The sequence below is a fragment of the Bryocella elongata genome (assembly GCF_900108185.1).
In the GTDB taxonomy this organism is placed as follows: domain Bacteria; phylum Acidobacteriota; class Terriglobia; order Terriglobales; family Acidobacteriaceae; genus Granulicella; species Granulicella elongata.
Map to the genome: position 1 here is coordinate 562,490 of NZ_FNVA01000002.1, position 22,920 is coordinate 585,409.

Annotated in this window: 17 protein-coding genes and 1 tRNA gene; 8 read left to right on the plus strand and 10 right to left on the minus strand. The window is 63.2% G+C overall.

Features of this window, described 5'->3' with window-relative positions; translation table 11 throughout:
• Window positions 1-33 precede the first annotated feature (33 nt).
• The 3 genes from C4S68_RS08685 to C4S68_RS08695 form a co-directional block, all read right to left on the minus strand.
• Window positions 34-732 (minus strand): alpha/beta hydrolase, encoded by a 699-nt coding sequence (locus tag C4S68_RS08685; RefSeq protein WP_235011462.1) that lies wholly within the window; start codon window positions 730-732, stop codon window positions 34-36.
• Window positions 733-1,237: 505 nt separating this feature from the next.
• Window positions 1,238-2,158: an AraC family transcriptional regulator gene (locus C4S68_RS08690; protein ID WP_103932645.1), complete on the minus strand. Its 921-nt coding sequence runs from the start codon at window positions 2,156-2,158 to the stop codon at window positions 1,238-1,240.
• Window positions 2,159-2,386: 228 nt separating this feature from the next.
• Window positions 2,387-3,166 (minus strand): alpha/beta hydrolase, encoded by a 780-nt coding sequence (locus tag C4S68_RS08695; protein WP_103932646.1) that lies wholly within the window; start codon window positions 3,164-3,166, stop codon window positions 2,387-2,389.
• Window positions 3,167-3,221: 55 nt separating this feature from the next.
• On the opposite strand from C4S68_RS08695, the gene C4S68_RS08700 reads away from it, so the two are divergent.
• Window positions 3,222-4,244 carry an AraC family transcriptional regulator gene (locus tag C4S68_RS08700; RefSeq protein WP_103932647.1) on the plus strand — a complete coding sequence of 341 codons (1,023 nt, stop codon included), beginning with the start codon at window positions 3,222-3,224 and terminating at the stop codon, window positions 4,242-4,244.
• Window positions 4,245-4,447: 203 nt separating this feature from the next.
• On the opposite strand, the gene C4S68_RS08705 is transcribed toward C4S68_RS08700, so the two are convergent.
• Window positions 4,448-5,500: a rod shape-determining protein gene (locus tag C4S68_RS08705; protein ID WP_103932648.1), complete on the minus strand. Its 1,053-nt coding sequence runs from the start codon at window positions 5,498-5,500 to the stop codon at window positions 4,448-4,450.
• Window positions 5,501-5,719: 219 nt separating this feature from the next.
• On the opposite strand from C4S68_RS08705, the gene ald reads away from it, so the two are divergent.
• Window positions 5,720-6,829, plus strand: a complete 1,110-nt coding sequence (ald, locus tag C4S68_RS08710) for an alanine dehydrogenase (RefSeq protein WP_103932649.1) — start codon at window positions 5,720-5,722, stop codon at window positions 6,827-6,829.
• 378 nt (window positions 6,830-7,207) lie between these two features.
• Here ald and C4S68_RS08715 read toward each other — a convergent pair whose 3' ends face one another.
• From C4S68_RS08715 to C4S68_RS23155, 3 genes are all read right to left on the minus strand, one after another.
• Window positions 7,208-8,341 carry a c-type cytochrome gene (locus tag C4S68_RS08715; protein WP_103932650.1) on the minus strand — a complete coding sequence of 378 codons (1,134 nt, stop codon included), beginning with the start codon at window positions 8,339-8,341 and terminating at the stop codon, window positions 7,208-7,210.
• A 360-nt stretch (window positions 8,342-8,701) separates the two neighbouring features.
• Complete coding sequence (gene htpG, locus C4S68_RS08720) at window positions 8,702-10,564, minus strand: molecular chaperone HtpG (RefSeq protein WP_103932651.1); 1,863 nt, start codon at window positions 10,562-10,564, stop codon at window positions 8,702-8,704.
• A 385-nt stretch (window positions 10,565-10,949) separates the two neighbouring features.
• On the minus strand, window positions 10,950-11,984 hold the full coding sequence (locus tag C4S68_RS23155; RefSeq protein WP_160115069.1) for a VTT domain-containing protein: 1,035 nt from the start codon (window positions 11,982-11,984) through the stop codon (window positions 10,950-10,952).
• A gap of 195 nt (window positions 11,985-12,179) precedes the next feature.
• Here C4S68_RS23155 and C4S68_RS23160 point away from each other — a divergent pair, with 195 nt between their 5' ends.
• Window positions 12,180-12,959: a hypothetical protein gene (locus tag C4S68_RS23160; protein WP_160115070.1), complete on the plus strand. Its 780-nt coding sequence runs from the start codon at window positions 12,180-12,182 to the stop codon at window positions 12,957-12,959.
• 75 nt (window positions 12,960-13,034) lie between these two features.
• Here C4S68_RS23160 and C4S68_RS08735 read toward each other — a convergent pair whose 3' ends face one another.
• The 3 genes from C4S68_RS08735 to C4S68_RS08745 form a co-directional block, all read right to left on the minus strand.
• Window positions 13,035-14,936: a DUF885 domain-containing protein gene (locus C4S68_RS08735; protein ID WP_103932654.1), complete on the minus strand. Its 1,902-nt coding sequence runs from the start codon at window positions 14,934-14,936 to the stop codon at window positions 13,035-13,037.
• Between the two features lie 243 nt (window positions 14,937-15,179).
• Window positions 15,180-15,758: an energy transducer TonB gene (locus tag C4S68_RS08740; protein WP_103932655.1), complete on the minus strand. Its 579-nt coding sequence runs from the start codon at window positions 15,756-15,758 to the stop codon at window positions 15,180-15,182.
• A gap of 296 nt (window positions 15,759-16,054) precedes the next feature.
• Window positions 16,055-16,131: transfer RNA gene (locus C4S68_RS08745), tRNA-Met, on the minus strand.
• A gap of 337 nt (window positions 16,132-16,468) precedes the next feature.
• Here C4S68_RS08745 and C4S68_RS08750 point away from each other — a divergent pair.
• The 5 genes from C4S68_RS08750 to C4S68_RS08770 all read left to right on the plus strand — a co-directional run bounded on the left by C4S68_RS08750 (window position 16,469) and on the right by C4S68_RS08770 (window position 22,888).
• Window positions 16,469-17,755 carry a BON domain-containing protein gene (locus C4S68_RS08750; RefSeq protein ID WP_103932656.1) on the plus strand — a complete coding sequence of 429 codons (1,287 nt, stop codon included), beginning with the start codon at window positions 16,469-16,471 and terminating at the stop codon, window positions 17,753-17,755.
• 366 nt (window positions 17,756-18,121) lie between these two features.
• Complete coding sequence (locus tag C4S68_RS08755) at window positions 18,122-20,104, plus strand: peptidylprolyl isomerase (RefSeq protein WP_103932657.1); 1,983 nt, start codon at window positions 18,122-18,124, stop codon at window positions 20,102-20,104.
• Between the two features lie 376 nt (window positions 20,105-20,480).
• Complete coding sequence (malQ, locus tag C4S68_RS08760; protein ID WP_103932658.1) at window positions 20,481-21,995, plus strand: 4-alpha-glucanotransferase; 1,515 nt, start codon at window positions 20,481-20,483, stop codon at window positions 21,993-21,995.
• 117 nt (window positions 21,996-22,112) lie between these two features.
• Window positions 22,113-22,307 carry a hypothetical protein gene (locus C4S68_RS08765; RefSeq protein WP_103932659.1) on the plus strand — a complete coding sequence of 65 codons (195 nt, stop codon included), beginning with the start codon at window positions 22,113-22,115 and terminating at the stop codon, window positions 22,305-22,307.
• 8 nt (window positions 22,308-22,315) lie between these two features.
• Window positions 22,316-22,888 carry a 3-hydroxyacyl-CoA dehydrogenase NAD-binding domain-containing protein gene (locus C4S68_RS08770; RefSeq protein WP_103932660.1) on the plus strand — a complete coding sequence of 191 codons (573 nt, stop codon included), beginning with the start codon at window positions 22,316-22,318 and terminating at the stop codon, window positions 22,886-22,888.
• The last annotated feature ends 32 nt before the right edge of the window (window positions 22,889-22,920 follow it).

The following is a 22,920-nucleotide window of genomic DNA, read 5'->3' on the forward strand; positions in this document are numbered from 1 at the left end:
GTGCCTGGCGCTCGCCTGGGTTGGATCGGGTGACTACTTTGCGCTGGTGGCGGCGTCTTCGATGACCTTGGCGACCTCTGCGGGGTGCGACAACATGACGACGTGGCTGGAGGGCAGGGTTGTAGTGGTGGCCTTCATCTGCCTGGCCATGCTGGCTTCCTGCTCGGGAGCGATCATGTGGTCGTGGGAGGCGACGATGTACCAGTTTGGCTTAGTGTGCCATGCCGCCTGCGTGGGCTGCGCGCCGAAGATGGCGCCGGCGGTCTGCGGCTGGACGGCGGTGATGAGGGCCTTCTCTTCCTTGCTGAGGTCCTGCGCGAAGGCGGTTTCGATGCCGTCGGGCGAGAGCAGCAGGAAGCCGTCAGGCTGGGGAACGAGCTTGTCCATGCCGAGCGGCTTGGGGAAGCTCTTGCTGATGTCGACGATGGACTGGCCGGCGTCGGGAGCGAAGGCAGCGACGTAGACGAGGCCAACGACCTTGGGATCATTGCCGGCTTCGGTGATGACGACACCGCCGTAAGAGTGGCCGACGAGGATGACGGGGCCATCCTGCACAGCGAGCGCGCGCCTGGTTGCGGCGACGTCTTCCTGGAAGGAGGTGAGTGGAATGGCAACGGAGGTGACGTGGTACCCCTTGGCCTGCAGCAGGGGAATGACCTTGGACCAGCTGGAGCCATCGGCGAAGGCGCCGTGGACGAGGACGATGTTCTTTACGGTGGGGGTCTGGGACATGAGGGTTCCTCCGGTGGTCAAGATGCAAAGGACAAGGAGCGAAAGGATTCGCTGCCACTTGTGGCGCATAGGTTTTCTCCAAGAACGCGGGTGGGCTCGGAGCCGCTGAGGGGAAGACCCTCAGCGGCTGCCTTGCAGGACTTTGTTGCTGAGGCACAGATGGAGGAAGACAGCTCTGCAAGTCCGAACCTGGTGGCTGCGCTCATGCGTGATTCGATGTGGCGGTTTGAAGGGGCTGTTACCGAATCTTGCGGTGGGATGACGTTTGCTGCGGTTATGTGGGAGGTTTGATCACGCATTCCCTCAGCGGGTAAAGTCGCATGGCGAATGGGCCGGTACGGCGGGGCTGAAGCCCCGCCCCAACAAAGCGAGATCTTGCCGACGAAGCAAGAGGGAGCCTGACGAAGCCATAAGGCGTCTGAGGATGCGAGAGGTTGCCTCATGCGAGAGGTCGCTTGACGAAGCGAGATGCATCCTGGCAATGCGTGGCTTGCGCAGATGCTTCCTAGAGGCTGCTTCGGAATGTGGACGGAGGCATGCCGACGGCGCGGCTGAAGGCTCGCGAGAAGTGGCTGGCGTGTTCGAAGCCGATGTGGATGGCTATCTCCGCGATGCTGAGCGTGCTGTTGATGAGCAGGCACCTGGCGCGTTCCATGCGGCGTTCGATGACGTACTGGCATGGTGTGACTCCCACGCTTTGCTTGAAGGCACGAAGGAAGTGGAAGGAGCTCAGTCCGGCGGTCTCAGCTAAGTGAGCGAGTGTGATGGACCGCTGCAGATGATCGTCGATGTAGGCCTGGACGGCGCGCAGTTGCCTTGGGGCGAGCCGTGCGCCGGACTTTGCGGCGGGCTGGGCGGCGATCGTTGTGGCCCTGGCGTGTTGGCTCAGCGCGAGCGCGATGGCGGTGGCGATGCACTCGAGGGCGAAGTGGTCTTCTGTGCTGGGCTCGAGGCTTTCATAGGCGAGGGCGCGCATGAGGTGTTCGATCCTGGGCGGGCTGGCGGCGAGCGACTGAACGATGGTGGTGGAGCAGGAGCCATCGGCGGACTGCACGAGGGTCTCGAAGCGGCCGGGGTCGAAGGCGAGCGCGACGCCTTCGACCCTGGTGTGTCCCTGGAAGCGAACGGAGTGGCGGCTGCCTTGGGGCATGACCCAGAAGTCACCGGGGCGAACCCAGCGCAGGCCTGTGAACTCAGGGCTCTTGATCTCGGCCTGCACGGCGGGGCCGGTGTGCAGGTAGAGGTTGTGCTGCTGGGGCTCGCGCTCGGGATACTCCGTGGGCTCGTTGGCATGATGCTCGACGTGCAGCCCTCTTGCGACGAGGCAGGGATGCCTGTGCACGACGTTGGAGACGATGGGAATGACCTGCGTACCCTGTCGCACCGAGATTGAATCGCTCAAGCCTGCCACCCCTTGATGGGCCATCAAAGACCCTCTTCAAGGGTTGAAGACTGCAGGCCTTGGCACAAGCGGAGATCGTGGTGAGTTTGTACCCTCCCTTTGAGCCTCCTTCCTATGTCGGGGCTTCCGAGAGGGGCGTGCTGTGGCGTTTTCATTGGGAAAAACGGCCATCACGAGCACCACCCGCGCACTCGCAGGGAAAATGCTTCAGCGGATGTGTCCGCCGAAGGAATCTAGACGGTTCAGACTCCTTCAGCCCTTTGTGTTCAGGCAAATCCACTTCAGGATGGCACCTGCTACCTCTTCCCAGCCGGGCTCGGCGATGAGCCAGTGGCTGCGATTGGCGAACTCAAGGATGTCGGTCTGGCTTGGTGCCTTGCAATGCTTGCGATACATAGCCCGCACCATGGAAGGTGTGCTGGTGCGGTCTTCCGCGGCGGCGGTCAGCAAGAGAGGCGGGCGCTTAGGGTTTTTGAAGTTGACGGCGTTTCCGAGACCCAGAGCCGCCTGGAAGTAGATTCTGCCGGGCGCAGGAACGATGTGCTCGGCGTAGGTGTCGCGTTGCTGTGAGGGGATAAGCGTGTTCGCGAAGGTGGTTGAAAAGCCCTTGAACGACATGGACAGAACGCGGGACCAACCACGCCATGCCAACAGTACGGGGAGTGCGGATTTGATGGCCGTAGGACTTGGGAGAACGCCGCGAGGCGGGCCTGCGTCGATGGCGACACCTGCAGCACCGAGGCCACGATCCAGCAGCATCTGCACGATGAGTCCGCCGAAGGAATGACCGATCAGGATGGGATCTTCGGGGAGCGATCGAATGTGGTTGTCGAAGTGGTCGACGAGATCCTTGATCGTGAGTTCTTCGACTCGTGGGTCGGGGAGGTTCCTCAGCGCATCAACGGGGCGATCCATGAATGGCCAGGCGGGGACGACGACCGTGTAGTTCTGAGCCTCAAAGAAGTCGCGGAACCCGTCCCAGCAATGGGTGGTCACCCAGGCCCCATGGATCAACATAATTGTCTTTGACATTTGGAATCTCCCTGTGATGATTTGTCCAGCGTAACAATGGGGGAATGGATCACCAATGATTCACGAGCCGGATTTTCATGCTGAAACGCCAGAGGCGCTGGATGATCTGCGCGATCCGTTTGCTTTGGAGCGCGATGCGATGTCGGACGTGCTGGAACTGATTCGGGTGCGTGGGAACACGGTGTTTACGTGTGCTGCGGAGGCTCCGTTCGGTATTCACTTCCCGGCAGGGAAGCATCGGCTGCACATCATCCGCAGTGGTTCGGTCGTGATCTCTGTCGATGGACTGGACACTGTGTTCCAAGCGTCACAGGGGGATCTTGTGATGCTGATGCATGCCCACGGTCATACGATTTCAGACCAGGCTGGTTGCGAGGCCGTTTCGCTTCATGACCTGGCGTCACGTGAGTACGACCGGGAGCGCCTGGTGCTTGGCCGAGGAGATACGAACTGGCTCTGTGGAGACTTCGGATTCGACGGCATACTGGCGCAACGAGTTCTGGCGGTGTTACCCCCGGTGATTGTTTTGAAGGGGCTGCGAGACCGGCCCTTCGAATGGCTGGAACTCAGCTGCCACTTCATTCTTGACGAGGCCTTGCACCTTCGGGCGGGCGCTGCGGCGATGATCTCCCGGCTGCTCGATGTGATCTTCATGCAACTGCTGCGCACGTGGGCGTCGAATGGCGAGGTAGGGCGTGGGTGGCTCTCCGGTGCGATCGATCCAAGGGTCAACAAGGCGATATCGGCGATGCATGCGAGGCCGGGCCACGATTGGAACGTCGTCGAACTTGCGAAGTTATCGAACCTGTCGCGGTCGGCCTTCGCGGATCACTTTCAACGCATCGTGGGTCAAGCGCCTATGGCGTATCTGACGGCGTGGCGTCTTGATCGGTCGGCGGAGTTATTGCGCCATGGTCGCGCGCAGGTCTCAGAGATAGCGCGGCGCGTGGGCTATACGTCCGAGGCGGCATTTAGTCGCGCCTTCAAGAGCCGGTTCGCGATGTCGCCTCTTCACTGGCGACGAACGGACTGCCTCTTGATGGAGGCGCAGGATCGCGATGCGGCAGTGGATCTTTGATCGCTAACTGTTGCGGAGGGCGGCTGCGCTCTTGAGGCGGGACACAGATTCCCTTCGGGGACGACGAGCAAGAGAGGTAACTGCAACAACGAAGGCCACCTTGTGGGCGGCCTTCGTTTGGTAGGAAGTTTGATCGAGTGATGAGTTGGGAGCTGGGAGTTATGCGGTATCAGTTTTCCAGATGCCAGTTCTCCAGATGCCAGTTAGTCGATGGAGATCTTGCGGAGGAGGCGGAAGTCGGAGAGCATCTTGCCGGTTCCGAGGACGACGGAGGCGAGCGGATCGTCGGCGATGGAGACGGGGAGGCCGGTTTCTTCGCGGATGCGCTTGTCGAGGTTCTTGATGAGCGCTCCGCCGCCGGTGAGGACGATGCCGCGGTCGGAGATGTCCGCGGAGAGCTCGGGCGGGGTGCGCTCGAGGGCGACGCGGATGGCGTTCATGATGGTGGCGATGCACTCGCCGAGGGCCTCGCGGATCTCGGAGTCCTCGATGGTGATGGTCTTGGGGACGCCTTCGATGAGGTTGCGGCCCTTGATCTCCATGGTGAGCGGCTTATCGAGGGGATAGGCGGAGCCTAACTCGATCTTGATCTGTTCCGCGGTGCGCTCGCCGACGAGGAGGTTGTACTTGCGCTTGAGGTAGGTCATCACGGCTTCGTCCATCTGGTTGCCTGCCATGCGGACGGAGCGTGAGTAGACGATGCCTGCGAGGGAGATGACGGCGATGTCGGTGGTGCCGCCGCCGATGTCGACGACCATGTTGCCGCCGGGCTCGGTGATGGGCAGGCCGGCGCCGATGGCGGCGACCATGGCCTGTTCGACGAGATGGACCTCGCTGGCTTTCGCGCGGTAGGCGCTGTCCATGACGGCGCGCTTTTCTACCTGCGTGATCTCCGAGGGCACGCCGATGACGATGCGGGGGTGCACCATCATCTTGCGGTTGTGTGCCTTCTGGATGAAGTAGTTCAACATCTTTTCGGTCTGCTTGAAGTCGGCGATGACGCCATCCTTCATGGGCTTGATGGCGATGATGTTGCCGGGGGTTCGACCCAGCATGTCCTTGGCTTCCTTGCCGACGGCTTCGACTTCGCCGGTGACGCGATTGACCGCGATGATGGAGGGCTCATTGACGATGATGCCCTTGCCGAGCGCGTAGACGAGGGTGTTTGCCGTGCCCAGGTCGATGGCCAGGTCGCTGGAGAAGAGCGAGAAGATGCTGCGCATGCCGCCGCGCGAGGAGAAATTCTTCGATGACATTGTTTCTGGGGAATCCTCTGGTTCGGTGCCGGAATTCGGTCAATTTCTATTGTAGAGGCTTGGAGGGGCGCGGGCGCGAACCGGGGAGGTTGGGAAGCGAAGGGAATGTTGGCGTAGGAAATACGTTTGCAGCGAGAGTGGTGCATAGCGGCGGCGAGTGGTGAGGGGGTGGCCGGCTGGTATGGGGTGGCCTACAATCTCAGAGGAGAAACTGAACCGATGATTATTGGTGTACCGAAGGAAGTGAAGGACCACGAGAGCCGGGTAGGCATTACACCTGCCGGCGTGAAGGCATTGACCGAAGCCGGGCACACGGTGCTGGTGGAGACAAATGCCGGCGCACTCTCGTCCTTTCCGGACGCGGAGTATGTGGCGGTAGGGGCCGAGATGAAGGCTACTGCAGCCGAGGTGTGGGCGGCCGATATGGTCGTGAAGGTGAAGGAGCCGGTGTCGAAGGAGTATGGCTACTTCCGCGAAGGGCTGGTGCTGTTTACGTACCTGCACCTGGCTCCGATCAAGGAGCTGACGGACGCGCTGCTGAACGCGAAGGTGACGGGCATCGCGTACGAGACGGTGAAGGACAAGGCTGGCACACTGCCACTGCTGACGCCGATGAGCGAGGTGGCGGGCCGTCTTAGCGTGCAGGTGGGCGCGGCGTACCTGGAGAAGGAGCATGGCGGACGCGGTGTGCTGCTGGGCGGCGTCCCGGGTGTGCCTCCGGCGAATGTGTGCGTGATTGGCGGCGGCATTGTGGGCACGAACGCCGCGAAGATCGCTGTGGGCATGGGCGCGAAGGTGACGCTGCTCGATCTGAGCCTGAACCGTCTCCGCGAGCTGGACGATATCTTCAACGGCAAGCTGTTCACGCTGTACTCCAATAGCTACAACGTGGAGCGCGCGGTGAGCGAGGCTGACCTGGTGATTGGCGGCGTGCTGATTCCGGGCGCGGCGGCGCCGAAGATCGTGACGAAGGCCATGGTCGCGAAGATGAAGAAGGGCGCGGTGATCGTGGATGTGGCGATCGACCAGGGCGGCTGCATCGAGACGGCGAAGCCGACGACGCACTCGGACCCGAGCTATGTGGTGGATGGCGTGGTGCATTACTGCGTGACGAACATGCCCGCCGCGGTGCCGAACACGAGCACGCTGGCGCTGACGAATGCGACGTTCCCGTACGTGATGCAGCTGGCGAAGGTCGGGGCTCGTGCGGCGGTGAAGGCGAATGCCGGGCTGGCCGAGGGCGTGAATACGATCGACGGCAAGCTGACGTACAAGGCTGTGGCGGAAGCTCAGGGCCGGGAGTATACGGAGCTGGTTAGCGTGCTTTAGTTCGTTGTCCGTTATCAGTTGGAAAGGCGAAGGCCGCGCGGTTGCGCGGCCTTTGTGTTTTTGGTGGCTGGTATGTGGCGTTCGTCAGCGGATGTTTGTTGAGCGACGAGGAGTTGAGCTGCGAGCTACGGGGAGGGGCGGCTGGTGTGACGCCGTGCATTAGGAGCGCTTGTTGTCTGTAGAGGGATGAGGGGAACAGGTTGCCCGCGTTGCGGGCTGGAGGCTTGAGGGAGTCGGCTGGAGCGCGCTGGTTGCAAAGCAACCCCGGGTCCCTTGAGGGACCCGGATTGTGGGTGGGATTTGGGGGGATTGCTGGTGCGGTAGAGACCGACTGATCGAGCTTCGGGTTGTGAGTTTCGAGTCTCGAGTTGCCAGTGGTTACTCGGCGGCGGGTTTGCCGGTTTTGAGGAAGGCGATGAGGTCGTCGACCTGGGCGTCGGTGAGTTTTTCGGCGAAGGAGGGCATCATGGGCCGGGCGTCGGGCTTGCCTTCGTGGATGGTGGTGCGCACGTGGTCCTCGCCGGTGCGGGCGACGATGTTGAGGATGGCGGGGATCTTGGGGGGGCGGCCTTCGAGGGTGTCCTGGTGGCAGATGGAGCAGTTGTCGAGGTAGACCTGCTTGCCTGCGGCGGCGTTGGCTTTGGGTGGAGCGGGCGTCGCGGTGGGCTTGGTGGGGCCGGTTGAGGCTGTGGCTGCGGTCGGGCTGGGCTTCGGGGTTCCAGATGCCGGTTGTCCAGATGCCAGGGGGCCAGTTGTTGCGGTGGCCGCGGTGCTGGAGGGGACGCCGGGTACGGGGCCGGGGTGGAGGGAGGCGACCTCGCCAGTGGTGTAGGTGGGGAGGTTGGCGACGCTGGAGGTCCAGTGGCGGGTGTTGGCCCACTCGGCGGGCTCGCCCTGGGTGGTGGCGATCTGGGTAAGCGGCTTGATGGCGGCCGGGGTGGGGGCGTCGGAGTCTTTGGCGTTCTGGCTGAGCTGGAGGGCTCGGATGTAGGCGGCGATGGCCCAGCGATCTTCGGGGGCGACCTGCGCACGGTACTCGGGCATGGCGCCGAAGCCATTGGTGATGACGGCGAAGAAGTGGCCGAGGGGAGCGTCGCGGAGGCGGGTGGAGTGGAGGTTGGCGGAGGCCTCGTAGCCTCGCTGGACGATCATGCCGTGGCCGTAGCCGGTGCGGGAGTGGCAGGGCGTGCAGTAGATGTTGTAGCGCTCCTGGCCGCGGGCGATGAGCTGGGGGGTGAGGGGCAGCGGGAGGCCGTCGCCTTCCTGGAGGCCGTGGGGGCCGTCGATCATGCCGGTGAGGAGGTAGCTGGTGGGGTCGCCCTGTTCGCGGGCGACGGTGCCGGCCTCCTGGGGGCGGACGGAGCGGCCGTCGGCGTAGAAGGTGGTGCCGCGCTGGGGGAAGAACTTGGGCTGGTCGTGCATGTCCTGGCGGCAGCCGGCGAGGGTTACGGAGGCCAGCAGGGCGATGGCGGCTGTGGCTCGCTGCGTCTTGGACGACTGGGTAAGGTTCATGCGCGACACGCCATGCTTTGAGGATCTCCGGGCGGCCAACGAATGGAGCTGCGAACTGGTCCGCGTGCGAGGCGGGCGGGCAGTTTCAGGGAGTCGTTGGGCGCGAACACCCACAGGATATATGGGGTGGGTGAGATGGCGAAGCGGGAAACGGTATCCGCGCGGATATCGGAGCCAGAATGGCGGATGTCGCTAGCGGATTCGTGTTTTCTGTAGAGCGATGAGCGGAACAGGTCGCCCGCGATGCGGGCTGGAGGCTTGAGGAAAGGCCTCGTTTCGAGCGGGCATCGCGCAAAGCAAACCCGGGTCCCTTAAGGGACCCGGGGCACCCGGATGGGAGCTAGAAGGTTTGGTTGAGGACTACACCGTCTGGTTGAGGACTCTGTTGAGTCTTTGGACGAAGGCGGCGGGGTCGGGGAGGGCTACGCCTTCCATGAGGAGGGCCTGGTCGTACAGGAGCCAGGCGGCGTCGTCGGCGATTGCGTCGGTGAGGCGGCCGGAGAGCTTCTTGACGATCTCGTGGTCGGGGTTGATCTCGAGGGTGGGTTTGAGCTCGGGGAGCTTCTGGCCCATGGCCTTCATCATCTGCTGCATGCGGAGGGTGGGTTCGTCTTCGTCGGTGACGAGGACGGAGGGGCTGTCGGCGAGGCGCGAGGTGATGCGGACGTCCTTGACGCGGTCGCCGAGGATGGCCTTGAGCTTGTCGATGAGGGGCTGGGTCTGCTCGGACTTTTCGGGCTCGGTCTCGTCCTTGAGGTCGTCCGAGGTGGAGGACTTGTTGACGGACTTGAGCTCGGTTTCGCCGTAGGTGTCGATCTGCGAGAAGACGATCTCGTCGATGTCGTCATCGAGGATGAGGACTTCGTAGCCCTTCTTCTTGTAGATCTCGAGGAGCGGCGAGGTGCGGAGGAGGGATTCGGCACCGCCGGTGATGTAGTAGAGGGCGGTCTGGCCTTCCTTCATGCGCGACTTGGCGTCGGCGAGGGAGGTGAGGCCTTCGACCGCGGTGGACTTGAAGCGGACGAGATCGAGGAGGGCTTCGCGGTTGGCGAAGTCGCCGTAGAGGCCTTCCTTGAGCAGGCGGTTGTACTGCTCGATGAAGAGGGCGTACTTGGCTGCATCGTTCTCGCTGAGGTTCTTGAGCTCGGAGAGGATCTTCTTTACCGAGGCGGTGCGGATGCTGTTAAGGATCTTGTTCTGTTGCAGGATCTCGCGGGAGACGTTGAGCGGAAGGTCTTCGGAGTCGATGATGCCGCGAACGAAGCGGAGGTACTGGGGGAGCAGCTCGCGTGAGTCGTCCATGATGAAGACGCGCTTGACGTAGAGCTTGACGCCGGCCTTGTAGTCCTGCTGATAGAGGTCGATCGGGGCCTTGGCGGGGATGAAGAAGAGGGTGATGTATTCGAGCGAGCCTTCCGCTTTGGTGTGGAACCAGACGAGCGGGTCTTCGAAGTCTCCGGTGAGGGACTTGTAGAGCTCCTTGTAGTCTTCGTCGGTGAGCTCGGACTTGGAGCGACGCCAGAGGGCCGAGGCGGAGTTGACCTGCTCGGTGGTGCGCTCGGTGACGGACTTCTTCTCTTCCTCGTTCCAGTTGGACTTGTCGTAGGTGAGGAAGATGGGGAAGGCGATGTGGTTGGAGTACTTCTTGACGATGTCCTTGAGGCGCCAGGCGTTGGCGTAGGGTTCACCGTCGGCGTTGAAGTGGAGCAGGACGGTGGTGCCGGGGGTGGCGCGCTCGGCGGGCTCGATGTCGAAGCCGGTCTTGCCGTCGGAGGTCCACTTCCAGGCGGCGTCTTCGCCGGCCTTGCGGGAGATGACTTCGACCTTGTCGGCGACCATGAAGACGGAGTAGAAGCCGACGCCGAACTGCCCGATGAGGTTGGAGTCCTTCTTGGCGTCGCCGGACAGCTGGTTGAGGAAGTTCTTGGTGCCGGAGCGCGCGATGGTGCCGAGGTGCGCGATGAGGTCTTCCTGGTTCATGCCGATGCCGTTGTCGGCGAGGGAGAGGGTCTTGAGGGTCTCGTTGAGCTCGAGCTCGATGCGGGGATCGAAGGTGAAGCCCTTGAAACGCTCGTCGGTGAGGGTGAGGTAGCGGAGTTTATCGAGCGCGTCGGAGGAGTTGGAGATGAGTTCGCGGAGGAAGATCTCCGGGTGAGAGTAGAGCGAGTGGATGATGAGCTGAAGGAGCTGGCTGACTTCTGTCTGGAACTCTTGTTTTGGCATAGATGTGGGTCTTCCCTGGGTCTTTCCAAAGATCAGTATAAAAAAATGCGGGCGGGTTCGCCTGGGTGGGTCGGCGTTCCGGGAGAACAAGGTGGGAGCTGCGCAGAGGCTCCCAGGATTTGAAATTTGCGGAGGGCCAATATGTCGGGCTTTCAGCCCTCGGCCTATCGTTGGCACCTTACCTAGGCCTTCGGCCTAGGCTAGGATGTTGCGGGCCTTCGGCCCTGAGATGTCATCTACAGGGAGACTGCTCTGAAGTCCCGTCCTGACAAAGCCGGGACGGTAGGCCCTGCTCTGACAAAGCCCGACCTGTGGAGAGGTTCCCTGAAGTCCCATCAACATAGCGGAGATTTGTGGGGGAGATGTGCGGGCGTAGATTACCCGGTTATCGCGACGGTGAAGGTGCCTTATGGTGGACCGGCTTGCGGTGGCGGAGGTCGTCCTGCGGGCCGGGGAACCGAATTCCGAGGCGTTCGGCGACTTCGTCGCGGGTGCTGAATTCGTGGGAGAGCGGAAGGTCGAGGGCCTGCCAGGCGGAGAGGCCGCCATCGAGCACCCAGACGTTTTCGACGCCGATACGGGAGAGTGCGAGAGCGACGCGGGCGCTGACGATTTCGCGCTTTGAGGAGCAGCAGAGGACGAGCGAGACGTCGTCGGGGACGATGACTGCTTGCGCGGCTCGGAGGCCGGCGGGATCGACGCGCACCGAGCCGGGGATGCCGAGCGGGAAGTCGTCGCCATCCTCGAAGTTGAGGAGGTCGAGGACGGCGATCTTCTCGTGGGCTTCGAGCTTGCGGTAGAGGAGAAGGGGGCTCATGCGGCGCAGCCGGAGTTGGCGGATCATACGGACGAGGGTGATGCCGCGCCAGAGGATGTAAGCGAGCAGAGGGATGCCGACGACAATAGCGACGAAGTGTCCGAACTGGTGCGCGACGCGGCCGACCGCCTGCAGCTGGTGGGCGAAGAGGTATCCCAGCAGCGTGTAGAAGCTGGACCAGAGGAGGCCGCCGAGAGCGTCGTGGGCGAGGAAGCTGAGGATGGGTGCACCCTCGGCTCCGGCGAGGGGAGGGGTGACGCCGTCGAGGCCGGGGACGAACTTGGAGACGACGAGGACGCGCAGTCCCCACTGATCGAAGAGGCGGTGCGCCTTGAGACCCGCGGCGCGCGGATCACTGCTGAACCGGCAGATGACGCGGACGATCTTGCTGCCCCAGCGACGACCGAACCAGAACCAGACGCCATCTCCGCCCATGCAGCCGAGGACGCCCATCAAGAGCACGAGGCTGAGATGCAGGTGGCCTTCTGCTGCGAGTGTTCCCGCGGTCATGAGGAAGAGGATGGCCGGGACGGGCAGGCAGAGCTGGCGCGCGAGTACAGCGAGGCACAAGCTCCAATAACTGACTTCCGAAAAGGCGCTCATCCGGGCTCGATTCCTGCCACGAGCTTGACGCGCCGGTGTAGCGGCGGCCCAAAGATGGCATCCACGACCATCGTACAGTTTGTGGCGTGACCAAGTTGCGAGCTGGAAGGTGCACGTGGAGGCTCGCAGAGACAGGCGTCTCTGCCGCGCTTCGGTGCCGTTCGCGTTTTTCGGGTACGCTGTTCTCCAACTCCCATGGCGAATACCAACAACAAGCCGACGATCATCAGCATGGCTGTGCTGGCCATTGCGATCTCCTCCGTGCTGCATGAGGGGCTGGGGCACGGTGTGGTGGCCTTGCTGCGCGGGGATATTCCGACGGAGCTGACGAGCAATCATCTGTCGGACCTGCGTCCCGATCGGCTCGTGGATGTGGGTGGAACCCTCGTCAACCTGGTTGCAGGAGGCCTTTGCCTGTTTGCCTCCCGAAGGCTGGGCGAGCGGGCCAATCTGCGCTACTTTCTGTGGCTGGTGGGGTGCTTCAATCTGCTGGATGGCGCAGGGTACTTTCTGTTCTCGGGAATCCTGGGGCTTGGGGATTGGGCGGCGGCGATTGAGGGGCTGCCGCATCCGTATGTTCTGCGTGTCGTGATGTCAGTGCTGGGCGCTGCGCTCTACCGCTTCGTGGTGTGGGCGATGGCGCGGAGCATCGAGCCGTTCTGTCCAGATCGAGGGAGCAACCGTGACCTGTACAACACGGTGGGGCGGCTGCCGTACTACGCTGCCTGCGGCTTCTACTGCGTGGCGGGCGCGTTCGATCCTCTGGGGCCGAAGCTGCTGTTCCTGTCGACGATCCCGGCGGCGTTTGGAGGGCTGTCCGGCATGATGTGGGCGGATGTGTTTCTTCCGAAGGTTGCCGCGAATGCGCGCGAGCCGCTTGCGGTGGCCCGCCAGCCAGCGTGGTGGATTGCGGCCATCGTCGTTGGGCTGGCGTACATCGTGATCCTGGGGCGCGGCGTGACCTTTGCGCACTGAGTCGCAGAAGTCAGCCTCTGCTTAAATGCGAATGGGCACGCTATGGGCGTGCCCATTCGCGTTGTGCCGCTGGAGTTACTTTTCCATGTCGGGGTAGGGGCCGATGCCGCCGCCCTTGATCCACGCTTCGAGGTACTCGTGGAGCACAGGGAGCGGGACGCCGCCTGTGGCGAGGACGGCGTCGTGGAAGGCGCGGAGGTTGAACTTGCGGCCCAGCACCTGCTCGGCGTGGTGGCGCTCGTTCAAGAGCTCGGTCATGCCCATGTAGTAGCTGAGTGCCTGGCCGGGCCAGGAGATGTAGCGGTCGACCTCCTCTTCGATGTCGTGCTCGGAGAGGACGGTGTTTTCACGGAGGTACTGCTGGGCCTGCTCGCGGGTCCAGCCCATGGCGTGCATGCCGGTATCCACGACGAGGCGTGAGGCGCGCCAGGACTGGAAGCTCAACATGCCGAACTTTTCGTAGGGCGTGTGGTACATGTCCATCTCGGTGCCGAGGCGTTCGCAGTAGAGCGCCCAGCCTTCGCCGAAGGCCGAACCGCCACCGCGGAAGCCGTCGGGATCGGCGTGCTCGCGCGCGATGAGGCCCGCCCACGAGTGCCCCGGAGCAGCCTCATGCAATGTCAGCGCGGGCATGCCGTAGAGCGGACGCGACGGCAGGTCATAGAGGTTGATGGAGAAACCGCCGGGACCGCCGAAGCCCGCGGGCTGGTAGGGAGCGACCTCGTCCGGGACCGGGTGAACGCCGAAGCGTCCGCGGGGCATGTAGCCGAAGTAGCGGTCGGCCTTATCGTCGAACTCCTTCATCATGTACGACACCGCGCCGAGGAGTTCTTCCTTGGTCTTAGGGTAGAACTGTGGATCGGTGCGGAGGAACTTGAGAAAGGCCGGGAAGTCGCCCTGGAACTTGGCCTCCACCATGGTGTCGAGCATCTCCTGGTGGATCTTCGCGACCTCGGTGAGGCCGAAGGCGTGGATGTCTTCGGCGGACATGTCGAGCGTGGTGTAACGCTTGATCTGGGCCTTGTAGTAGGCCTTGCCGTCGGGGAGATCCGTGGCCGCGATGGACTTGACGGTATTGGGGTAGTAGTCGTTGTTCCAGAAGAGAAGGAGCTTCTGGTAGGCGGGGATGACCTTGGCTTCGATGACCTGCTTGCCTTCGGCGCGCAGGCGGGCCTGCTCGGCGAGGTTGATGGTGGAGGGCATGTGCTGGAAGGCCTTCCAGTAGGGCGTGTCGTCTGCGCTCTTGGCGTTGGCGATGGGCGCGATGGTCTGGTCGCGGCCGAGGAGGGTGATCTTGGGCGGGGTGAAGCCGCGAGCCAGGCCAGACTTCATGTTGGCGGTGTTCTCGTCAAAGAAGCGCGGGAGATCGGAGAGCCACTCCATGTAGTTGAGGTAGTCCTGCTCGGTGCGGAAGCCGCGCTGGCCGGTGCCCTGGGCGCCTGTCCAGAAGGTTTCGAGCGAGTTGACGGGCTTCTCCCACTCCTTGAACTTCTGGGAGTCCAGCTGGGTGCCGATCTGATACTGGTAGATCTCGAGGTTGATGCGCTCGGGCTCGGTCATGCTGGCGATATCGAGCTTGTCGAGCTGGGCGGCGACGCTCTTGAGGTGCTCGTACTCGCTGGCCTGGGTGGCGGGATCGACGGAGCGGAACTCCTTGGGCTGGATGCGGCCGAAGCGGCGCGGATCGACGTATCCACGCTGGGTCTCACGCCACTTGCGGTCGGCGGTGTGGATCTCCCTGAGCTCGAGGCCAGCTTTGGTCGGCGGACCTTGCGGGAAGGGCGAGACCGGGGCCGGGCTGCCCTCGTCTCCTGCTGCGGCGGACGGCGCGTCGGTGGGAGCAGGCTTCGCGGAAGGGGTCGCGGCTGCTGGTGCTGCGGGCTTCGCTGCGGGAGCCTGAGCGGCTGCAAGGCCCGCTAACGACAAGATCGATACCGCGACCGTCGACACGGCTACGGAAACACGTGCTGCACGCATGTGATGTCCAGAAAGAAAGTGGATTTGGGTGCCTACGGTACTTATACGGGCTCGCGAGCGAAAGGACGCGGGGCAGCGGAGATTCGTCAACGGAGAGGCGATGCGATGTAGCCGTGAGGTACGGAAGTTCGAGTCTGAAGGCTTCCATCTGCCTTGGCTACCGAAGCCCTTTCGGGGTCCTTCGTCTTCGTGCTGCTGCGCAGCACTCCGCGCGGGATGACATCGGAGAGAGCGCCTTTCGCACTACGCGCGTTCGAAGTGGAAGAGGAGCCGCTGCTTGCTGGGGACGGGCTTGCCGGACTTGGTGGCGGGGTAGAAGGTCCAGGTCTGGAGGACAGCGAGCACTGCCTCGTCGACGCCGTGGCCGAGGCCCTGGTCGACCTGCGTGTCGACGACTTTGCCGTCTTGATCGATGACGATATCGATGACGATGTCGCCGCGCGTGCCGTGGGGAAGGGCGGCGAGGTCGGGCTTGGGATCGGGGAAGAAGCTGGCCATGGCGAGCTCGACGTCGGCATCACCGGTGGGATCGCCACCGCTGCTGGGCGGAGGCGGTGGTGGTGGCTCCTTCATGGCGAGCTTTGGCTCTTCTTTCGGGCGGATGATCTTCGGCTTGGGCGGGTGAACCACCGCGGTGTGGCCGGGAGCGTACGGCACCAGGATCCTGGCGTCGATGTGGGGATGGGCTGGAAGCCTGGCGACGCCGCGGATCTGGTACGTGAGGGCGGCGATCACAAGGAGATGCAGCACCACGGACGCAGCCTTCTGAAAAGACTTGCCACCGTGATCAGGGTGTGTCGCATTCAGGGAGACCAGTTCCATACGACATCATAGCCAGCACTTGCCGGACCGCAAGAAAAGAATTTCAGCGGAAGATTGCAGAAGGCGGTGTGCTCCAGGGGGTGGCGCTGGGGGATAGTGGTCACGGTGGTTGGCATGTGACGGGAAGGTGAAGGGGCTCTGTCGGGGGCGCAAAAAGCGGGTCAGTGTGAAGAGAATTCTCGGGACGCGAGGGGGAGGGAATCCCAGGGCGAGAAGTGTGGCTATGCGACCACGGTTCCAGACGCAGAAAAACCCCACGGCTTGGGTGGGGTCCAGGCTGGTACAAATCTTGTAATTGGTTGCGGGGGCAGGATTTGAACCTGCGACCTTTGGGTTATGAGCCCAACGAGCTACCGGGCTGCTCCACCCCGCAAAATCAGTATAGGACGGATCAATGCCGTGGGTCAAACGAGTGACTGTTTGGCGAAGATGCGTCGAAAGAATGGGCTTTGTGGGGTGATTCTGTGGGTTGGGATTGGGAGCGGAAGGTCCTATCGTGAGATAACGGAACTTTTTCCTCTGCCTCGCGTCTTTGCAAGTGGCTACTGACGCCGTTGCTTCGGTATGTTCCCGCATCCAATGGAGAGAGTGGACGGGCCGAGTGACGAGATGGCAGGTCTCGACCTGGGGTTGTGGTTCAGGGTCGAGACGGGGCCGGGTTTTTATGCCGTGCGGGCGCGAGTCGTCTGCATGTGCCAGGAGGAAGAACGATGCGATCGCACAGGATGATGGGAGCTCACGGCGTGATGGTGCTTGCTGGAGGTCTCATGCTGGCAGCAGCGGCGGGTGCCCAGACGCAACCGACCACGCAGCTGACGGATGCCGAGATTGAGTCGAATGTGCTGCGTGCACTGGCCGGAGCTTCCGACCTGTCGACGCAGAACATCCAGACGTCGACGGTGTATGGCGTGGTGACCTTGTCCGGCAACGTGAACAACGAAGCGCAGCGGACGAAGGCGGAGAACCTGGCGGCGCGGACGAACGGTGTGAAGAAGGTGGTGGATGAGCTGACACTGGGCGATACGCCGGCGCAGCCACCGGCGGGATCGAGTTCAGCAGATCAGGCGCCGCCTCCGGGCTGGGTGCTGCAGTCGGATGGCACGTATGCACCTCCGGCGGGCGATCAGCCGACGGGGGGATCGCAGCCGGCGCAGGCTTCGGCGAGCCAGCCGCAGCCTTCCTACAGCCAGCAGCAGCCGGCGTACTCGCAGTCGCAGGCGCCGCAGGGCTATCCGCAGCAACAGGGTTATCCGCAGCAGCAGTATCCACCGCGTCAGCCGATGTATGCGGGACAGCAGGGGCCGTCGTATGTGCCGCCTCCGGGCGCCGCGGCGGGTCAGCGCGCGGGGATTCCGGCGACGGTGGTGCAGGGCTCGACGCTGCAGATCCGGATCAACAACGGGCTGGACTCGAAGCACACGCAGCCGGGCACGGCGTTCAGCGGCACGGTGTTGAATGACATTGTCGCGAACGGTGTGGTGGCGGTGCCGCGTGGGGCGCAGGTCTCGGGCGTGGTGGTGGATTCCAAGTCTGCCGGTGCGCTGAAGGGTCGTGGCGAGCTGGCGCTGCAGCTGAACAGCCTGACGATGGGCGGACAGTTGTATCCGCTGAACACGGATGTGTGGCAGCGTGAGGGCGCCGACAAGACGAACCGCACGGTAGGCAGCGCGGTGGGTCTGGGTGCTTTGGGAGCGCTGTTTGGTGCAGTAGCTGGCGGCGGCGCGGGCGCGGCGATCGGTGCGGGCGTGGGTGGAGCAGCCGGTGTGGCGAGCTCGGCGGCGTCCGGCGGCGGGCAGATTGTGGTTCCACCGGAGTCGGTGCTGACCTTCCATGTGGCGCAGCCGCTGCCGGTACGCACGGTGTCGGAGCAGGAGATGGCCCGGCTGGCGTATGGCGCGGGGCCGGCACCGCAAGGTCCGCAGCCGATGCGCCGGTACTGCCGCCCTTACTATGGGTGCTATTGGGGACCGGCTCCTGTGCCGCCTCCGGGATACTAAAGCGTACGAAGAGATCGAACGCGGCTTCAGTCTTCGGGGACCGAATATCCCGGAGGCTGAGGCCGTTTTTGTTTCTGGGGGGCCTGATGACCCTGGGCGTTCTGGGCGGTGCGACGGAAAACAGGGGTTCCTCGGCTACGCTTCGGAATGGCGAGTGAAGGGGAGTGCGACCTCTGGCCAGGTGTCAATCGGGGCGGATCGGCGCAAAAGCGCGTCACTGCTGATTTATACTTCTCCCGAGCCCCTGCACGCAGGCGTGGCGCGTCCTGTGGAAGCAGGCGTTGGATGGCCGTGCGCAAAAACCCGGGCTGAGCTCGGTCTCGCGAGAGTGCGAGGCCGCCTCGATATGAAGGTCGTCAGCCAAGCATGATTCGCATTCTGCAAAGAGACAACGCGTTCACCAAGGTAATTTTTGCGCTGATTATCGGCGCCACCATTGTGCTCATGGTGATCTTCCTCGTACCCGGCATCTTTGACAATGGCGCTGCCGGCGACGCGACGCTGTTTGCCACGGTGAAGGATCCGGGCTGGATGGGCCGGCTTTCGAGCGGCACCCCGGTGACGATGCAGGAGGTGCAGAACCTGGCTCGTCAGCAGGCTGCGCGCCAGCAGATTCCTCCGGCCTACGTGCAGCAGCTGATGCCGATGCTGATGAACCGCGCGGGACAGATTGAAGTGGAGCGCCAGGTGCTGGTGCACGAGGCGGATCGCCTCGGCCTGCAGGTGAGCGATTCCGACCTGGCGACGTTCCTGCAGCATGGACCGTACGCGGATGCGCTGTTCCCCGAAGGCAAGTTCATCGGTCAGGACAAGTACATCAATTTCGTGGAACAGTTCGGGCTGTCGGTTACCGACTTCGAGACGCAGCTGAAGATCGACCTCGAGCTGCAGCGTCTTGAGTCGCTGATCACAGGCGGCGTGACGGTGTCTGACGCGGCGGTCCACACCGAAGCGCTGCAGGCCGGCACGAAGGTGAAGTTCGACTACGCGGTGCTCTCGGGCGACGATGTGAAGAAGAGCATCAACCCGAGCGATGCGGAGCTGGAGACGTTCTTCAAGCAGAACGCAGCTCGGTATGCCAATGCGGTGCCGGAGCAGCGCAAGATTTCGTTCTTTGCGTTCGACAACTCGCAGCTGCCGGGCGGCGCGCCTGCGGTGAGCGATGCGGACGTGCAGAGCTACTACAACGGCCACGTGGCGCAGTACAAGACGGAAGAAGAGGTCAAGACGCGTCACATCCTGATCACTGTCGCCAAGGGTGCGGACGCGAAGACCGACGCAGCGGCCAAGGCGAAGGCGCAGGATGTGCTGAACCAGCTGAAGGGCGGAGCGAGCTTTGCCGACCTGGCGAAGAAGTACTCGGAGGACCCGGGTTCGAAGGACACGGGCGGCGAGCTGCCGATGATCCCGACGAGCGGTCTGGATCCGGCGTATGCGCAGGCTGCGATGAAGCTGAACCCCGGTCAGACCTCCGACCTGGTGCGCTCGAGCTTCGGATATCACATCATCCAGACGGAAGAGAAGCATGGCGCTGGCGCCAAGCCGCTGAGCGAGGTCAAGGACCAGATCAAGGCCCAGCTGGTGAGCACGAAGGCTGCAGCTGCGGCGCAGAACTATGCCGGTCAGCTGGTGGCTGAGGCTGGCAAGAACGGCCTGCAGAAGACTGCGGAAGCGCATCACCTGCAGGTGACGACGACGGGCTTCCTGAAGCCGACGGACGTGGTGCCGAGCCTTCCGGACTCGACGCAGCTGATGCAGAGCGCCTTCGTCGCAAAGAAGGATGCCGCGCCGCAGATGGCGTCGACCGGGGAAGGTTTTGCGATCTTCCAGGTGGCTGACATTCAGGCCGCGCATGCACCGAACTTCGCGGACGCGAAGGCGCAGATCCTGGACAACTATCGCAGCCAGCAGGTTCCTGAGATTCTTCAGGCGCAGCTGATCAAGCTGTCGAACCGGGCGAAGGAGCTTCACGATCTGAAGAAGGCTGCGGCCGAGCTGAAGATTCCTGTGAAGTCGAGCGACCTGGTGGGCCGCGACGCGCAGGTGCCGGATCTCGGCTCGATGGGCGGCCCGGCTGCCGTGGTGTTCTCGCTGCCGCAGGGTGGCATCTCGGCTCCGATCAACACGGGCACGATCGGCACGGTGATCGAAGTGAACGAGAAGCAGGAGCCGACCGCGGACGATCTCGCCAAGGCTGTCGCGCAGACGCACGACAAGATGCTGCAGGAGAAGCGGAACGAGGTGTTCGGCATCTTCGTGGGCACGCTGGTCGAGCGTTATGCGAAGAACGGCGGCATCGTCTACAGCAAGAAGCAGCAGGCAGCGCAGCAGAGCCCGTTGGGGCAGTAAGGGCTGGATGGTGGCTGCTAGCCGCTAGCTATTAGCTCTTAGGAAAAGCGAAGGGCGTCCGATGTTCCGGACGCCCTTTGTGTTTGTGGGCAGGTGTAGCTGTTGAGCGTTGCGGGGACTTGCGAAGACATTTGTGGTCAGAAGCTCTCCGGCGGCCTTCGGCTACGAGGGATGTGGCAGGTTCTTTCGGCATCGCTCAGGATGACAATTTCGGGTATCGGGTATCGGGTTGCCATGGGGCTGCTTCGCGGCGGATCGCACTTCATCGCGTATGTTGCATCTGTTGCGAAGTTTCGGTGGAATGAATGCAGCATCTCCGCCGCCGGTCTGCGCGTCGAACGCAGGGTGAGCTTGTGGGGCTCACGAAGGAGGTCCTTTGGACCCTGAACGTCTGTCCGGCGTGCTGTTGCACGTTACTTCGCTGCCATCGTATGGCGGCATTGGCGACTTTGGCCCGGCGGCTTATGGCTTTGTCGACTTTCTTGCAGCGTCGAAGCAGAGGCTTTGGCAGGTGCTGCCGCTGAGCCCGACGGGGTATGGCAGCTCTCCGTATTCGGCGATCTCGGCGTTTGCGGGGAATCCGCTGCTGATCAGCCTGGAGCTGCTGGTTCGCGATGGCTGGCTTTCTGCGGAGCGCATTGCGGGGCTGGCCGGGCACGAAGGCGATGTGGACTTCGGGACGGTGTATGCGACGAAGCTTCCGCTGATTGAAGAGGCGGCGGCGAACTTCCTGGATCGTGCGAGCGATGAACAGAAGGCGCGCTTCCAGACGTTCTGCAAGGACAACATCTCCTGGCTGACGGACTATGCGTTTTACAGCGTGCTGCGGCGGCGGTTCAGCTATGCGAGCTGGATCACGTGGCCGGAGGCGTACGCGTTCCGGCAAAGCGATGCGTTGACGGCGCTGTTGAACGAGGCTGGGCGGGAGCTGGCGGTTGAGCAGGTGGTGCAGTTCTTCTTCACCGAGCAGTGGCAGGCGTTGCGAGCGTACTGCGCCGAGCGCAAGGTGAAGATCCTGGGCGATGTGGCGATCTTTGTGAGCTACGACTCGGCGGACGTGTGGACGCATCCGGAGATCTTCGAGCTGGACGAGCTGAGGAAGCCGATCCGGGTATCGGGCGTACCGCCGGACTACTTCTCGGCGACGGGGCAGCTGTGGGGCAATCCGCTCTACAAGTGGTCGCTGCTGGAAGAGCGTGGGTTCGACTGGTGGGTGGCGAGGATCCGGCGCTCGCTGGCGCTGTATGACGCGATCCGGCTGGACCACTTCCGGGGCTTTGAAGCGTACTGGTCGGTGGCGGCGACGGAGACGACTGCGATCAATGGGAGCTGGGTGAAGGCTCCGGGGCATGCGTTGTTTCAGCGGCTGCGTGAGGTCTTTGGGGAGCTTCCGTTTATCGCGGAGGACCTGGGGATCATCACGCCGGAGGTGGATGAGCTTCGGGAGCACTTCGGGATGCCGGGGATGCGGATTCTGCAGTTCGGCTTTGGGGATCGCGGAGGGCATGTGTACCTGCCGCACAAGTTTGTGCCGAACACGGTGGTGTACACGGGCACGCACGACAACAACACGACGCTGGGGTGGTGGGTCGACGACCTGCATGATGGTGAGAGGGCGAACGTGCAGGCATACCTGGGGCCGATCAATCCGGAGCACGAGATTGTGTGGTCGATGATCCGCTCGGCGGCGGCGTCGGTGGCGACGCTGTGCATCTTCCCGCTGCAGGACATCCTGGAGCTGGGGACGGCGGCGCGGATGAATCGCCCGGCGGCGGCGGAGGGGAACTGGGCGTGGCGGTACCCGATGGGTGCGCTGCGGCCGGATCATGCGTCGCGGCTGGCGGCGGTGATGGAGATGACGGACCGGGATGGCTGGGTGAAGGCGGAGTAGCGCTTCGCGTTAGCCGCTGCGCGGGTAGCGGCTTCGCCGTTGGCGCTTCGCGTCAGCGGGGTGTTGCCGCACAGGCGGCTGCTCTACACTAGGGAGAAGAACAAGGAGATTCCCCCAGTGCCACTGTCCGGTGAAGCGATCCGCACGATGAACTACTTTGACGATATTTCGGTGACCCTGCGTCGCATTCTCACCGTGCTGCCTACGCTGACGGCGGAAGAGAAGCAGCGGGTGCTGGAGCATATCCAGAAGTCCGAGCCGAGCTACGAAGGCGTTGTGACTGCGTTTACTGCTGTTGCAGCGAAGGAGTAGCGCCCGCGATGGGCGCGACGTCCGGCATCTCCGTAAAGACGATTGCTGTGATTGGCGCGGGCGACCAGGGCCGGGCCCTGGCCGCTGCTGCGGCTCGTGCGGGCTTTACGGTGTATCTCGAAGACGTGATGCCGGTGAAGCTGCGTCATGCGCAGGAGGCTCTGGGCGACCTGGCGGGCGTGCATTACGTGTCGACAGTCGAGGACGCGGTACACGATGCGGACCTGGCGATCGACTTTGTGCCGGATGAGCTGGAGTCGAAGCTGGAGATCGTGTCGCTGCTGGACCGCATGGCTCCGCCGCGGACGCTGCTACTGATCCCGACGCGGGCGCTGAGCATCACGGACCTGGCGAGCTGCACGTATCGTGCGGCGCAGTGTGTGGGGGTGAAGCCGGGCGATCCTGATGCGCCTTACCGGACGAACCTGGTGTCGGCGCCGGTGGAGATTATTCGCAGCAAGTTTGTGACGGAGGCGGCGCTGCGTGCGGCGCAGGCGTTCTTTGCGGCGATGTCGATCTCTTCGGAGATTGTGGAGGATCGTTTGGAGCCGATGCTGGTCAAGAATCAGCAGAACAGCTGATTCGCAGAACAGCAGAACAGTGAGTAAGGCGC